The 15,985-nt window shown below is 39.4% G+C and carries 12 protein-coding genes, 1 tRNA gene and 1 pseudogene; all 14 read left to right on the top strand.

All coding sequences use genetic code 11. The features are described from left to right. Positions 1-3: 3 nt before the first annotated feature. The 14 genes and pseudogenes from N6A79_RS09775 (at position 4) to N6A79_RS09715 (ending at position 15,920) form a co-directional block, all read left to right on the top strand. On the top strand, positions 4-4,773 hold the full coding sequence (locus N6A79_RS09775; RefSeq protein WP_268545797.1) for an RHS repeat-associated core domain-containing protein: 4,770 nt from the start codon (positions 4-6) through the stop codon (positions 4,771-4,773). 4 nt (positions 4,774-4,777) lie between these two features. Further along, complete coding sequence (locus N6A79_RS09770) at positions 4,778-5,380, top strand: hypothetical protein (protein WP_268545796.1); 603 nt, start codon at positions 4,778-4,780, stop codon at positions 5,378-5,380. A gap of 213 nt (positions 5,381-5,593) precedes the next feature. After that, the gene (locus N6A79_RS09765) at positions 5,594-6,196 is read left to right on the top strand and encodes a hypothetical protein (RefSeq protein WP_268545795.1); all 603 of its coding nucleotides are present in this window, start codon (positions 5,594-5,596) and stop codon (positions 6,194-6,196) included. 97 nt (positions 6,197-6,293) lie between these two features. Then, complete coding sequence (locus N6A79_RS09760; RefSeq protein WP_268545794.1) at positions 6,294-6,491, top strand: hypothetical protein; 198 nt, start codon at positions 6,294-6,296, stop codon at positions 6,489-6,491. A gap of 270 nt (positions 6,492-6,761) precedes the next feature. After that, positions 6,762-6,974 (top strand): RHS domain-containing protein, encoded by a 213-nt coding sequence (locus N6A79_RS09755; RefSeq protein ID WP_268545793.1) that lies wholly within the window; start codon positions 6,762-6,764, stop codon positions 6,972-6,974. A gap of 18 nt (positions 6,975-6,992) precedes the next feature. Beyond that, the gene (locus N6A79_RS09750; protein ID WP_326848773.1) at positions 6,993-7,574 is read left to right on the top strand and encodes an RHS repeat-associated core domain-containing protein; all 582 of its coding nucleotides are present in this window, start codon (positions 6,993-6,995) and stop codon (positions 7,572-7,574) included. A gap of 9 nt (positions 7,575-7,583) precedes the next feature. Beyond that, positions 7,584-8,063: a DUF7919 family protein gene (locus N6A79_RS09745; protein WP_268545792.1), complete on the top strand. Its 480-nt coding sequence runs from the start codon at positions 7,584-7,586 to the stop codon at positions 8,061-8,063. Between the two features lie 704 nt (positions 8,064-8,767). Further along, positions 8,768-8,842: transfer RNA gene (locus N6A79_RS09740), tRNA-Thr, on the top strand. 256 nt (positions 8,843-9,098) lie between these two features. Continuing rightward, positions 9,099-9,257, top strand: a pseudogene (locus tag N6A79_RS15910) (SMI1/KNR4 family protein); the annotation flags it as partial. Positions 9,258-9,476: 219 nt separating this feature from the next. After that, positions 9,477-10,463 (top strand): 16S rRNA (cytosine(1402)-N(4))-methyltransferase RsmH, encoded by a 987-nt coding sequence (gene rsmH, locus N6A79_RS09735; protein WP_268545791.1) that lies wholly within the window; start codon positions 9,477-9,479, stop codon positions 10,461-10,463. Beyond that, positions 10,460-10,852 carry a cell division protein FtsL gene (gene ftsL, locus N6A79_RS09730; RefSeq protein WP_182417434.1) on the top strand — a complete coding sequence of 131 codons (393 nt, stop codon included), beginning with the start codon at positions 10,460-10,462 and terminating at the stop codon, positions 10,850-10,852. The genes rsmH and ftsL overlap by 4 nt, the downstream gene beginning before the upstream one ends. Beyond that, on the top strand, positions 10,849-12,582 hold the full coding sequence (locus N6A79_RS09725) for a peptidoglycan D,D-transpeptidase FtsI family protein (protein ID WP_182417433.1): 1,734 nt from the start codon (positions 10,849-10,851) through the stop codon (positions 12,580-12,582). The genes ftsL and N6A79_RS09725 overlap by 4 nt, the downstream gene beginning before the upstream one ends. A gap of 405 nt (positions 12,583-12,987) precedes the next feature. After that, on the top strand, positions 12,988-14,430 hold the full coding sequence (locus N6A79_RS09720) for a UDP-N-acetylmuramoyl-L-alanyl-D-glutamate--2,6-diaminopimelate ligase (RefSeq protein ID WP_182417432.1): 1,443 nt from the start codon (positions 12,988-12,990) through the stop codon (positions 14,428-14,430). Continuing rightward, entirely contained in the window at positions 14,427-15,920 is a 1,494-nt protein-coding gene (locus tag N6A79_RS09715) for a UDP-N-acetylmuramoyl-tripeptide--D-alanyl-D-alanine ligase (RefSeq protein WP_268545790.1), read from the top strand. The genes N6A79_RS09720 and N6A79_RS09715 overlap by 4 nt, the downstream gene beginning before the upstream one ends. Positions 15,921-15,985: the final 65 nt, after the last annotated feature.

Raw genomic sequence — 15,985 nt, 5'->3', positions numbered from 1 at the left:
ATTATGTCTAATGGGTTTGATGCAGATCCTTTTGTACTTGATAATGTTATTATGGAAACTAAACCAACCGATTTAGATATTATGCTTGCTAATCGCCATAATTTACCAGCTGGTACGATGTTTTCTGGAGAAGTAGGAACTGGATATTTAGACTATACTTTAGAAGATGGAATAACTAAGCAAGTCTTTGATAAAGACTTTTATGTTCCTCCTGAAGAACGCACGGGTGATAAATCAGTCGATATTCAAGATTGGGATCCTGACAAAAAGCAAAAAAAGAAGGATGATGAAACAGAAACTTCATCTCGAGAACAAGGAGAAAATCCCAACACTATAGCAAATGCAGGTGCAAGAGCTTTTACAAATCAGGCTGCGAGTACTGATGAAGAAGACGAATATAAACAAAAGCCGGGAGAAACAGATAGAGAATGGTCTGCTCGTATGAAAAAGGCATACGATGATTTAAAGAAACAATACCCAGGAAGCGGATTTTTAGGAGCAAATCCTAATGTTGATCCTGAATTTGAAAATAAATTAAATAAATTACAAACAGCGTTGATGAATAATGAAAAATTTGATGCTGATTTTATAAAAAATTACCAAAGATTAAAAGATGACGCTTTTGAAAACCCTCAAAAATATGGCGTATTAAACAATGAGGAATATTTTGGTTCCCTTATAAATGAAAATGCAGAATTGCGTACTAATTTTTTTTTAAATGATGCTGCCGAAATTCACATATTCAATTTCATGGCTAGGGATGGCAATGTATATAGATATACGGGGTCATACAATGCGCATAGAAATTTCAATGGTGATTTAGATGATGCAATGATGACATTTAAAAATATTGATTATGATCTTGAACCATTTGAACAAGAAAGAGCACGAAATAATTTTACTCTCCTTCCCAAAACCGATGAGGAAAAAGAGGCTTTGACTGCGGTGACTGCAATGGCAATAGCAGGTATGGTGGGTGGTGGTAAAGGAGGAAAAAAACCAAGAATATTGAGACGAAAGTACATAAAAAAACCGACAAATCCGACGAGGAATGGTGAAGCAATAGTTGGCGATCCCGTTGTCATTACACGTGGGGAATATATAGAGACATGGGATGATTTTTATATTGAAGCAACCATACCGCTGCATGCAACGCGTTATTACGGCAATCAGTTTAATATTGCTGGCGGTCCGTTAGGGCGCAATCGTATTTCACCTTTTGATGTTGTTTTTCGTGTTACACCTGAAAATACACTTGAATATTTTGATGAAGAAGGCAACCGCATTGGCTTTGATCGCCCGCATGGCATTGGCAGTGTTGGCAATGCGGCATTTCCTAATTATAGGCTTTCAGCGCCCCAATTGCGACATTTGCGCTTGCGTGATAGACGCGTCGAGAAACATTTTCGTCAATATAAGGATCGTCTCTACCGTCTTGAGAAAATTGAAGATTTAAACGGCAATAGCATCAAATTTATTCGTGATAAACAAGGAATATTGCTTGAGCTTCAGCATTCTGATGGTTTTTCTTTAAAGTTTGAAAATGATGCAGCGGGGCAACGTAGATCGATCAAATGGCTGGTTGATGGTGGCGAAGCGCATCTTGTAACTTATCATTATGATAATTTTGGTAATATGCTCAAAGCAGATTGCGAAAATTCTTTTTGCATTACCTATACTTATGATGAAAAAAATCGCTTAAAATCATGGAATGATCGAACAGGCCGCTCTAAAACTGTTTTCACTTATGATCATGAAGACCGCGTTATTCATACAGAGACAACAGGCCCTTGGAATAATGATATATTTGAATATGATAGGGAAAATCGTGTTAGCACCTATCGTCCAGGTGGCGGTGAGGTTTTTGAACGCTTTTGGTATGATGAAAATGAAAATATTTTAAAAGAACAAACGCCAATTGGCGCAATTAAATCTTTTGAATATGATGGTGCAGGCTTTAAAACATCTCAACAGGATGAAGCGGGAAATACCAGCAAATGGCAATATGATAATGCTGGCAATATCATCAATTTTACCGATGCTGAAGGGCGTTGGGCGCATTATGCTTGGAATGATTTTGGATCGCCCAATGTGGTGGTTGATGGTGAAGGGAATTCTTGGAAATATGATCATGATGGTGCAGGCAATGTCATTAGCGCTATTGATGCTGAAGGGCATGAAACGCGAATAGAATGGACACAAGCTGGGCAGCCGTCAATTATTCATTTTGCGGATGGCGGCAAAGAACAGCGTTTTTATGATCAACATCACCGTCTTATTGAAATTATTTTAGCAAATGGCGGTAAGGTTAGGCTCGAACGCGATATTTTTGGCCGCGTTATCAGTGAACAAAGCCCTGATGGCAACTTAACACGAATTTTTTATGACCACTCAAAAGGCAAAGAATTTTATCAACCAACGCGGATTGAGCGTGCTGATGGATCAGTCATTGAAAGGAAATTCGATGCAGAAGGGCAAGTATCTTATGTAAAAGATGCGCAAGGGCGGCAATGGACCTATCATTATGGGCCATTTGATCTACTTTTAGGCATGCAAGAACCTGGCGGCGGCCAGCTTTCTTTTGAATATGATGTTTTAAAGCGTTTAACCTGCGTTAAAGATGCGCTGCAACGCCAATGGCATTTAGAGCGCGATGCTGCAGGGCGCATTATTCGTGAATGTGATTTTGCTGGTCAAAACTTCTATTATCATTATGACGATGTTGGCAATGTCATTAAACGGATTAATGCTGATAATAGTTTTATCGAATATAGTTATGATAAAACCGGCCTTTTATTATTGGAAAAGGCTTTTTCTGCACAAGGTGATCTTCAAGAGACCACTTCATTTGATTATGATGGCCGACAATTATTAAAACGGGCAGAAAACGGCTCAAGCGTTATTGCCATTACCCGTGATAAAAATGGCCGCATCATACAAGAAGGCTGTAATGGCCGTAAAATTACCAGCCAATTTGATGCTATGGGCAGACGCGTTAGCTATCAAATTGGCCAAAACTTAGCTAAGTTTTATTATGATCCTCTTGGCTCTTTAACGCAAATGGTCATTGGCAACCATAAGCCGATGGATTTCCAATATGATATTATGGGACGTGAGACACAAAGGCAGTCTCACAGTGGTTTTTCTTTAAATCAAAGCTATGATGCATTAGGGCTATTAACCAGCCAAGAGGCAGGATTTGCCCTTTCTACCCTTGGTCGTGGACTTGAGGGAGCAAGGGCGGCACAATTGCGTGGGTTTGATGCAGTTAAGGCCGCCGCTCAAGTCAAGCGTGATTATAGCTGGAACAAAGCTTTTGAACCGCTAAGCATTAAAGATCAACGTTGGGGTGACACCAATTATTCTTATGATGATAATGGCCAAATTACCAAGGCAAGTTCTAGCGATGGTAGGGTTGAACAATTTAACTATGACCCTGCACGTAATATTACTGGCTTTAGTGATGAAAATAATATTCTAAGCCATTGGCAACAAGCTAAAGGTGGGCGGATTACCGATGCCAAAGGCGCCAATGGTGAACATATTGCCCTTGAATATGATGGGTGTAACCGTATTATCAAGCGGATTGTTACACGCAATGGCTTTCGCCCCAAAATCTGGTATTATCAATGGGATGCAAAAGATCGGCTCATTGGTTGCACAACCCCAACGGGGGAACGCTGGACTTATCATTATGATCCATTTGGACGGCGTATTTTTAAAATCAATGCCAGCATTGCGCAAAAAGCGCTATTAGCACAATCACCCGAAATTACTGAGATTGAGAAGAACCGTGGTGCTTATCACGAAGATAGTCATCAACGAAGCAGTGGTGAACTATCAAACGACACAATCGTCGGCATAGCCTATCTATGGAATAGTGATACCATTGCCGAGGAAGCACCATTAAAAGCAAGTGGTGAAGCGGATTGGAACAATGCCACCAAATGGCATTATGAACCTGATACATTTAGGCCAATTGCTAAGGAAACGCCTGATAGCAAGTTATTCTACATCGTCAACGACCACCTTGGCACACCACGTGAAATGTTTAGCGAGGATGGAAAGCTTGTTTGGGCTGCACAATATCGCACATGGGGTGCTGTTCATAAAATCTGGCAAGCAGATAATGACAATGATATCCGTGGCCCCTATCCACCACCTATACGCGGCAATTTAGCATTTAAATATGACACGGTGGAAGCTGAGGCGGCGCAAACCTGCCCCATCCGCTTCCAAGGCCAATGGGAAGATGTGGAGAATGGGCTTTACTATAACCGCTACAGATATTATGATCCACTCGCCGCACAATATATCTCACCCGATCCAATTGGTTTGGTAGGTGGGTTGCGCCCCAATGGATATGTTCATAACCCTAATGTGTGGATAGATCCGTGGGGGTTGGCAGGTAACGAAGCCACAGTAACCCATGTTACTTATACAGATATTGATGTTGCTACAGGTAAGCCATATGTTGGATATGCCAGTATGCCAGGCGACCATACGCCTGAAGAGGTTATAAAATATAGATATAGCGGTAATTACTCTCGTTTCGGCGGTGAGCCTCCAAAAGGCATTTATAAAGGCTATGATGGGGAGGGAAAACAAATTGCCCGAGGATTGGAACAGATAAAGTTTGAAGAAGCTGGTGGTTTAGAAGGAACTGCAAACAAACAAAACCCAGTTGGTAAAAACAATAAAAACAGGGCTGCTTATTTAAGTAAAGCCAAACAATACCTATTAAATCAAGCAAAGGCGAATAAATCAGGGTGACAATATGAGAACAATTAATAAAGAAGGTATCATCATATCAATGAAATTGCGTGATGATCTTTATACTATTGGTATGACGCTAAAAACTGCTGGCTTTTTGGTGTTTGATATAAAAAGCAAAGATGGTCAATGGCACAAAGATAGTCTTAAAAATGTGAAACCCTTGCTTAGGGTTTTTGCTGTAACAAAACTTATCTTCAATCATTTGGGCGTTGAAAAACTTGAATTAGATTATGACCAAGCCGCAGTTAAAGCATTTGAAGATTATAGATGGATTGATCCATATATCTATTTTGACAATCCCTATCATGACGGCACATTTTATGATAAGTTTTGGCTTGGTGGTAAATTATTACAAATGGATAGCAATTTTGATAAGCGCGAAGTTATTAACTGGAATTTAAAACTTCCAGAAGATCGTGAGGTTATTGAAAAAACGGAAATGATTAATATGTGGTCAAGTCAGAGTTTACAAGATCGTCTTGTTCGGTATTTTGACACTGGTATTAACCGAGATGACCTGAAGTTTTTTGTTTTCCCTGGCCTTTGGGATGATATTGATAAATTACGTCCATTAACTCGCCGAGTAGCGATACCTTGGAGATAAGACAGATAATATAGTGTTTAGATAATGTCATATCGCATTGATAAGTTTACATAATTGTCAAAATTAAAAAGCATATAAAACAATAAGCAAAGGCCTATTGCTTAAGGTTCAGCATTCTGATTGGCAAAAACAATAAAAACAGGGATGCTTATTTAAGTAAAGCTGAACAACACCTATTAAATCAAGCAAAGGCGAATAAATCAGGATGACATTATGAGAACAATTAATAAAGAAGGTATCATCATATCAATGAAATTGCGTGATGATCTTTATACTATTGGTATGACGTTAAAAACTGCTGGCTTTTTGGTGTTTGATATAAAAAGCAAAGATGGTCAATGGCACAAAGATAGTCTTAAAAATGTGAAACCCTTGCTTAGGGTTTTTGCTGCAACAAAACTTATCTTCAATCATTTGGGCGTTGAAAAACTTGAATTAGATTATGACCAAGCCGCAGTTAAAGCATTTGAAGATTATAGATGGATTGATCCATATATCTATTTTGACAATCCCTATCATGACGGCACATTTTATGATAAGTTTTGGCTTGGTGGTAAATTATTACAAATGGATAGTAATTTTGATGAGCGAAAAGCTATTAACTGGAATTTAAAACTTCCAGAAGATCGTGAGGTTATTGAAAAAACAGAAATGATTAATATGTGGGCACACGAAGATTTACAAGATCGTCTTGTTCGGTATTTTGACACTGGAATTAACCGAGATGACCTGAAGTTTTTTGTTTTCCCCGACCTTTGGGATGATATTGATAAATTACGTCCACTAACTCGCCGAGTAGCGATACCTTGGAGATAAGACAGATAATATAGTGTTTAGATAATGTCATATCGCATTGATAAGTTTACATAATTGTAAAAATTAAAAAGCATATAAAACAATAAGCAAAGGCCTATTGATTAAGGTTCAGCATTCTGATGGTTTTTCATTAAAGTTTGAAAATTATGAAGCTGGGCAACGTAGATCGGTCAAATGGCTGGTTGATGGTGGCGAAGCGCGTCTTGTGACTTACCATTACGAGAAATTGGGTTTTATGTTCAAAATGGAAATCGACCTTTGGGGACAGCTTACATGTAAAATGAAATTGAACTAAAAGTTATGGAAAAAAGTTAAAATTTTGAGCCAATCCAGATCATATAAATAATGTTGGAAAATTTCCTCGAATATTGATATACGAGTTTAGCATTCCTGAATTAAATTTAATTTTTAAAATATGCCTGATAAAACTAGCCATTACTAGTTAGATTACTTAGGAAACACTGTTAAAAGCACGTGGTGAGGCTAATTGGAACAAGGCGACAAACAAGCATTATGAGCTTAATACGTTTAGGCAATAGCTAAAGAAACAGCAGATAGTGAACTGTTGTACATTGTCAACGATCATCTTGGCACGCCACGTAAAATATTTAGCGAGGACGGCAAGCTTGTTTGGGCAGCACAATACCGCACCTTTTTAATTCCTTGGTGCGCAGTTCATAAAATCTGGCAGGCTGATAATGACAATGATATTCGCAGCCCATATCCACCACCAATACGCGGCAACTTAGCATTTAAATATGATACGGTTGAAGCATAAGCCGCGCAAAACTGCCCCATTCGTTTCCAAGGCCAATGGGGAGATGCGGAGAATGGCCTTTACTATAACCGCTACAGATATTATGATCCACTCGCTGCACAATATATCTCACCCGATCCAATTGGTTTGGCAGGTGGTCTGCGCCCCAATGGATATGTTCATAACCCTAATGTGTGGATAGATCCGTGGGGACTACCGGCAAAAGTAATAGCTGGTCATGGTGCTAGGTCAGAACTTAACCCAAAAAAATTAACAGTACCTCCGAATACAGTTATTACAATGGCGAAGGATAATACTAAAATAATTAATTCTACTGGTCGATTTTTAGAACAAGGGGATACAGCTGGATTATTGGAATTAATAAAAGAAGGAAAATCTTTGGGCACGCGTATTGCACAAGATGTTGATGGCTTAGTTACTCATTTACCGGGAAAAGAAATATACGATTATAGGCTATTTCCCGGAGACAAGCTGGTTTATAGTGGTGATAATTTTATAACGACATCTCAACCAAAGTGGCTAAGTGATATCATAAAAGAAAATGGCCCTGGCCGTTATGTATGGGCAGCGTGTACCGAAGTTTTAGATAAGGCAAAATAGGATGCTACAATGGAATATAAAGACTTATCAGCATATAGATTTCAAAGTGATGATGGAAATATAATATTAAATATCGGTTGGCTAAATGATAATTCATTTCAAAAAGGTAATGTTCACATTGAAGTGAAACGGAAATTAGAAAAATTGATAAGAGGTGAATTTAATAATATTAATATAATCGCTTTTGTTACGCGAGGCTTAAATTTATGTCCTCTATGTAAACGAACACCGAGTGATCCTTGGGGTAAACCAATTATATTGGGTGATATAAACCTATCACATGTAGAAATATTGATACCATCGACAATTGATAAAAATTGTTTTTATATTTCTCCGAGTTTAATATACCACTATATTGATGTGCACCAATACTACCCACCGGAAGATTTTTTAAATTCTATATTACAATTTCCTGAAGATACGGAGTATGATGCTCAAGTCATTGTTGGAGACGAACCAACGTTTTTGAGAGCAATCAATTCTGATTAAAATTGGCTGTTATTTTCTATATTTTTTTCTTATAAACCATTATTAAAATAGAAGTCTATTTTATTACCAGCCAATTTGATGCTATGGGCAGACGGGTTAGTTATCAACTTGCTGCAAATATTATTCGTAATCCACACTCATTTTGATAACTTGTTATTTTAATAATTAATGGCTGCTTTAATTATGCGCCACACTCTCAAAATCTGTTCTTGAAATTCAAGGTTATCAAATGAGTTAAAGCATTTTATTTATTAAAAAAACATAAGTTAACCTATTGAATCTATGTTAAAAATTTATAAATCACTTCAAAAAATGATAAGAAAGGCTTAAAAGAATGATTTTTAGATTTTGGAAAAATAAAAGCATGTTGCCTATCATGTATTTTGAATAGCCTTTTTTCTAGCCTTGCTGATTCTTGGCACTTAAACCAAACTAATTTCACTAAAGTCCAAGGCAGCTAGGCCTTGTATCGGCAGAAAACAATATTTCTGTTTATTCTGTTTTCAATTCAACCTTAATTTTGGTTTAGTGATTCCACACTTAACCAATAATTTAATTTTAGTTCCCAAATAAGCTGTCAGCAAATGCCTAGCTTGTGTATAATTTTAGCAATAAACTTAAAAAAAATAAAAAAATTAGAAAAAAATGATAATATAAGCTTGCACAAATTGTTTTGATATGGCAAGAACCGCCCACAACAAAATGCTGTGGTAGCTCAGTGGTAGAGCACTCCCTTGGTAAGGGAGAGGTCGGGAGTTCAATCCTCCCTCACAGCACCATAAAATCAATTACTTAATTTTAAAAATAAGTTCTCTTAAGGTTCACCGAACCTGTTAAGATCAAACCTCGCTTTTTTTCAATGTATTTTCAGTGGATCTTAAATAATCTGGTAAAAATCTTGCATGGACTTGTTCTATAATGCTTGTGCTCGAATGTCCTAGACTCAAAACTCATTAATCCTGGAAGAATAGAGCAAAAGATTTTTGAGGTAAAAATATGTCATATGATTTAGATAAATAATTAGATAAATTAAACAAAAAGAATATTAAAACACCGATTGTACCGCCTATACCAGATGATAATTTAATTAAGCAGTATGAGATGGAAACAGATATAAAATTTCCATCCGACTATAAGAAATTTATTAAAAAGTTGGCTAAGCCCTATACAATGGTCTTGATAATATACTTTTAAGTCCCGACCTTAATAATCCTCGTGCATTAATCTCAGTAATTAATGATGCACGTGAATGAAGTCATGAATGATAAAGAATTCACTAATTAATTTTTTAAATTAACATTTTTCATGGTCTTTCTAATAATTCGTTAAGCATAATGGCGCAAAATGTAACCAAATCAGCTTGGAGAGGTCTCCTCATGGTTGTATGGGTTTAAAAAGCAACGAAGGCAAAAGATGACTGAAGGTTATGAGCGTCACATACCTGTAATGCTAAAGGAAGTTTGCGATAGTGTCGCACCACTTGAAGGGACAACTATTGTTGATGGTACCTTTGGAGCAGGAGGTTATTCGCGTGGCTTTTTAGAAAAAGGCGCAAATGTCATAGCGCTTGACCGTGATCCAAATGCCATTGCTGGTGCAAAAACATTGCTAGATCAATATAATGGACGGCTTACGTTGATTGAAACGGCTTTTTCTAATATCGCACAAGTTGTTGACAAAAAGGTCGATGCGGTCGTTCTTGATATTGGTGTTTCATCGATGCAGATAGACGAAGCCGAACGCGGATTTTCTTTTCAAAAAGATGGGCCGCTTGATATGCGTATGTCACAAAAAGGCGTAAGTGCTGCCGATGTGGTTAACCGTTTAAAGGCTGGTGATCTTGCGCGTATTTTTGGATTTTTGGGAGAAGAACGCCAAGCAGGCCGGATTGCACGTATGATCGAGGCAAGACGCGAGACAACGCCTTTTACGCGCACGGGTGATTTGGCAAAGGCGATTGAAGCGTCAATTGGACGTAAACCTAATGCCATTCATCCAGCTACTCGCGTTTTTCAGGCCCTTCGTATTTATGTTAATGATGAACTTGGTGAACTTGCAAAAGCCTTATTGGGGGCAGAGCAAATCTTAAAGCCAGGTGGCAAGTTGGCTGTCGTTACTTTCCATTCGCTAGAAGATCGTATGGTAAAGCGCTTCTTTGCCGATCGTTCAGGTAAACGACCACAGTCGCGCCATATGCCTAATAGTTCGGATCTTTTGCCCTCATTTGAACCGTTGTTTAAAGGTGCAATGGCAGCAAGTGAAGCGGAAATTGATATAAATCCGCGTTCGAGATCAGCAAAATTACGGGTCGGGGTGCGCACCGATAATCCTGCCTATGATAACGATATGGCCATTTTTCAGCTTGCAGATCTTGCGCCACTAAAAGGACATTCGCGATGACTGTTTTTCGCACATCTCATATTATAATGGTTGCTATTATGGTCTTGGCTGCTGCCATAACTTATAAGGTAAAATATGATGCGTTAAAGCGTTATGCTGAAGTGCGTCGTATCGAGCGACAAATTAGTGCTGAAAAAGATACACTTGCTTTGTTAAAAGCAGAATGGGCAATGATGACAACGCCTACTCGTATGATGCGTCTTGCCGAGCAATATAAGGATGGACTAAATTTGGCAACAATCGAACCGCGCCAGATCGTTAAGCCAAATGATATTCCAGAACGCTTGCCTGACGAAATTGAAAAGCTCATCATGAATAGTGAAGAATTACTAGCTGGGGAACTTGGTCAAAACAGCGATACGATAAAGACCGGGAGTGTAAAGCCATGAAGTTAACCAATTTCTTGTTTCGGAAAAAAGCTCCTTTAACTAAGTTTGAAGTTTTAGAAAAACATGCATCCGATGCAAAGCGTACCAGTCGTCGCATGTTTTTTGTTGCTGCCTGTTTTATGGGGGTCTATGCGGTTATTGGTGGGAAGCTTTACCTTTATGGTCAACAAGGTGGTGAGATAGAAGAAGCGCGTGGTCCTGCCCAGCTTGATATGACATCGCGGCCTGATATTGTAGATCGTAATGGGGTATTGCTCGCCACTGACATTAAAACATATTCGCTTTTTGCTGAGCCACGTCGCATAATTGATGCCAATGAAACGATTGAACTTTTATCAACGGTTTTGCCAAACCTTAATTGGGAAACTACTTATAAAAAATTGCGTCGTGATACTGGTTTTGCTTGGATTGAACGTGGATTAACGCCGCGGCAAAAATCAGACATTATGGCGCTTGGCATTCCTGGTGTCGGCTTTAGAATGGAAACGCGGCGCTTTTATCCATCAGGACCTGCTGCATCGCACATTTTAGGCTTAGTTAATATCGACAATCAGGGTATTGCCGGTATGGAAAAATATATCGACAATGCTGGTCTTAGTGATTTGCGTGCGGCTGGGCTTGCTGATCCATCGTCATTGGAGCCAGTTAAGCTTTCAATTGATATCCGCGTGCAATCAATTGTGCGCGATGAACTCGTACAGGCGATGGAACGATATAAGGCGATTGCCGCGGGTGCGGTTGTATTAAACGTTAAAACGGGCGAGGTTATTGCTTTAGCCTCTATGCCTGATTTTGATCCGAATAATCCAGTCAATGCTTTGGAAAAAGATCGGCTTAATCGCATGACCGCCGGTACCTTTGAAATGGGATCAACCATTAAAAGTTTCACCACTGCTATGGCGCTTGATTCAGGCAAGTTTCGTTTAAATTCGATGATTGATGCATCAAAGCCTTTGCGTTTTGGTCACCAAACCATTCGCGATTTCCACGGTAAATATCGCCCACTCGCTTTATGGGAGGTATTTATCTATTCGTCCAATATTGGTTCAGGTCGTGAAGCCGATACGGTTGGTATTGAGGGGCACCGTGCATTCTTGAAGCGTTTAGGTCTTTTAGATCGCATGACAACCGAATTACCAGAAGTGGCGCGTCCTGTTGAACCACGCACTTGGAAAAAAGTTCATTCTATGACCATTGCTTTTGGACATGGCATGATGACGACGCCGCTACAAACTGCAGTTGGTGCTTCAGCTTTAATGAATGGTGGCCATTTGATTGAGCCAACCTTCTTGAAGCGCAATCAAGCAGAGGCGCTTGAGCATTCGACTAAAGTGGTTAGCGATGAAACAAGCCGTGATATGCGTTACCTTTATAAGCTGAATGCCGATATTGGTTCGGGACGTCGTGCAGCCGTAAAAGGCTATCGTGTTGGCGGTAAAACGGGCACGGCTGAAAAGGTTGTAAACGGTAAATATTCCAAGAATAAGCGCTTTAATTCTTTCCTTGCTGCTTTTCCAATGGATGATCCAACCTATATGGTGCTAACAATTATTGACGAACCGCAACCAGAAGAAGGTAAATTTACCGCGACTGCTGGTCTAAATGCTGGACCAATGGCGGCAAATATCATAACACGATCAGCTTCGTTTTTAGGAATTTCGCCAGATTTTATGGAAGAAAGCGCGCCGATCCTCGCGGCAGGTGATGTTTCAGGCAATTTACCTGACTAAGACACAAAAAACATTAAATGTATTTATAGAAATGACAATAAAAGCAGTTGGTTAGATCGATTGATTGTCAATATTCAAGTAATACTGATGGTGAATGGTAAAGATACAAAAACCAAATATCTAGAGTGTTTTTACAATTAAACATAAGTGAAAAATGCACTAGATTATAGTAATGAAATGCTGCTATATGTTTATATTGATAAATATAAACTGACAGATAATGGTAATGGAATTATGCCTTTTGGGCGTATTTTGGGTAGTTCTGAGCAATAATATAAAGATTGGCTAGGTAAAAATAGTGATTTAAAGTGCTTATAAGGTGCAGTTTTTTGATTTTAAGATATAAGCACTATAGGATAACTAAATCCTGCTTTATGCAGAAGCCATTTTGGGAAAGGGCAGAATATGAAGCTCGCAGATTTGTTAGGCAGTAGAGATATTTCTCCAACAATTAATATCACTGGCCTTACAGCTGACTCTCGCGAAGTTTTGCCAGGTTATGTGTTTTTTGCTTTAAAAGGCAATGCAGGAGATGGCCAGCAATTTATTAGTGATGCCATTAAGCATGGTGCTAGCGCGGTTATTAGTGAAAAGCGTAGCCAAAGTGCTAAAATTCCCATTCCTTTTTTTGAAGTTGACGATGTGCGCCATGCATTGGCCATGGCTGCTTCGCGTTTTTATCCACGCCAACCGGAAGTTATTACTGCAGTAACCGGTACGAGTGGTAAAACATCCGTTGTTTCACTGTTGCGACAAATTTGGTGGGATACAGGTTTTGCCGGTGCAAGTATTGGCACTGTTGGTGTTTTTTCTCCTAAAATTAGCCGCTATGCAGCTCTCACTACACCGGGGCCGGTTGAATTGCACCGTGTTTTACAAGAGCTTAATGACGAAGGCGTAACGCATCTTGCGATGGAGGCATCTTCGCACGGTATTGATCAAAGGCGTTTGGATGGCGTTCGTTTAAGTGCTGCCGCCTTTACCAATCTTGGCCGCGATCATTTGGATTATCATGCCAATTTAGAAGAATATTTTAACGCAAAAATGCGGTTGTTTAATACGTTACTCCCCATGGATGCACCAGCCATTATCTATGCTGATAATAAATATTCCGAAAAAGCTATTGAACATGTGGTTCGCGCCAAACGCAAGGTTTTAACCGTTGGGCGCAAAGGTTCATTCATCCGCATTAAGCGGGTAGAACATGAACGTTATCGCCAATATGCCGAAATTGAATATGACAATGAAATTTATGAAATTTTATTGCCATTAGCGGGTGACTTCCAAATAGCCAATGCCCTTGTTGCGGCAGGTATCGCCATTGCGACGGGTGTACCGGGTGCGGCAGTTTTTCGTGCATTGGAGCGTGTTAAAGGCGCACCGGGTCGGCTCGATCTTGTCGGTACAACCAGCGATGGTGGTGCGGTTTATGTTGATTACGCCCATAAGCCCGATGCTATGGATAATGTTTTAAAATCTGTGCGTCCTTTCACCAAAGGTAAAGTCATTGTTGTTTTTGGCTGTGGTGGTGATCGCGATAAGGGTAAAAGAGCGATTATGGGTGAAATTGCCAGTAATCTTGCTGATATTGTCATTGTTACCGATGATAATCCGCGCTCGGAGAATCCCGATGATATTCGTCGGCAAATACTGAAAGGCGCAACCAATGCTATCGAAATTGGTGATCGTCGCGCAGCTATCCGTGAAGGGGTGGCTCTTATGGGGGCAGGGGACACACTGATTATTGCGGGTAAGGGGCATGAAGAGGGGCAAATTATTGGTAGTAAGGTATTGCCTTTTTCAGATCATGCCGAAGTCCATGCCGCATTGGAGGCTCGTAGCCGATGAATTCCACATTACCACAAGAATCGAATGGCACGCAAGAATTGAATGCACCGCTTTGGAGTAAAGAAGCTTTTTATGAAGCGATTGGCGGCAGCGTTTTTGGCGAATTTTCAAATGATATTTTTGGTATTTCCATTGATAGCCGCAGTTTGCAAAAGGGTGATGCTTTTTTTGCTATTGCGGGCGATAAGTTTGATGGTCATGATTTTGCCAAAGGCGCATTTGAAAATGGTGCAACGATTTTAGTAGTTGATGAACCGCATAGCCAAGATATGCAATTATTGGCCAAAGAATTTCAAAAATCGCTTTTAATTGTTGATGATGTTTTAAAAGCCTTGGAGCGATTAGGCGAGGCTGCCCGTTTGCGCAGCAAGGCAAAAATTATTGCTATTACTGGGTCGGTTGGGAAAACCACCACCAAAGAAGCTTTGCGTCATGTGTTAAGTGGTTTTGGCAGTGTTCACGCCAATCCTGCATCTTTTAATAATCATTGGGGGGTACCGCTAACCTTAGCAAGAATGCCGCAAAATATTGATTTCGGCATTTTTGAAATTGGCATGAATCATGAAAATGAAATTAGGCCTTTGGTAAAATTGGTAAAGCCGCATATTGCGTTAATTACGCGAATTGGTGCGGCCCATATGGGGTATTTTTCTTCACTTGAAGCAATTGCTGATGCTAAAGCGGAAATATTTGAAGGCATTATTCAAGGTGGTAATGCACTTATCAACATAGATGACGATCTTGGCGCTTATCTTGTTGATAAAGCGAAACAAACTGGCATTAGCTCAATTTTAAGTTTTGGCGAAAATAAAAAAGCTGATTACCAATTGCGTGAAGTCACTTTAAACGCCCAAAATTCTGATATTACTATAGAGACACCAAAGAAAAGCTTATCGCTTACTATTGGCGTACCCGGTCGTCATATCGTACAAAATATGCTGGCAGTGATTGCAATATGTGATCTTTTGAAGCTTGATCTTATAAAGGTTGGTCAATCGCTTGGCTCTTTACAAGCTGAGAGTGGGCGCGGTGCGCGGCATATTTTAAAAAATGCCAATGGTGATTTAATTACCCTTATTGATGAAAGCTATAATGCTAACCCTACCTCGATGCGGGCAGCATTATTATTGCTCAAAAATTGCCAACCTAAAAATCAGGGCAGGCGCATTGCCGTGCTTGGCGATATGTTGGAATTAGGGCGTTTTTCGCAGAAATCTCATGAAGATTTAATCGTGCCGATTAAAGATGCCAAGGTTGATGTAGTTTTTCTGGTTGGTAACGAGATGAAAGCCTTAGCCGAGAAATTCGAACATGAAAATGATGGTGAGGTAAGTGGCGCGCCATCTCAAAAAGTTATTTGGCAAGAAACTATTGCACAATTACAACCGCTTGTTTTAGCCGAGCTTCATGGAGATGATGTCATTATGATAAAATCATCTAACGGCATTGGTTCTGCAAAAATCGTTCAAGCATTGCTATCCCTTAATTAAAAATGCTTTTGATAATAAAAATTAACCACTTTTATTATATGACATTGTGAAAGACGAATGAGTTT

Source organism: Bartonella sp. HY761, assembly GCF_026743145.1.
In the GTDB taxonomy this organism is placed as follows: Bacteria; Pseudomonadota; Alphaproteobacteria; order Rhizobiales; family Rhizobiaceae; genus HY038.
Note: the sequence above shows the minus strand (reverse complement) of the source record. Positions and strands in the feature narration are given on the sequence as shown.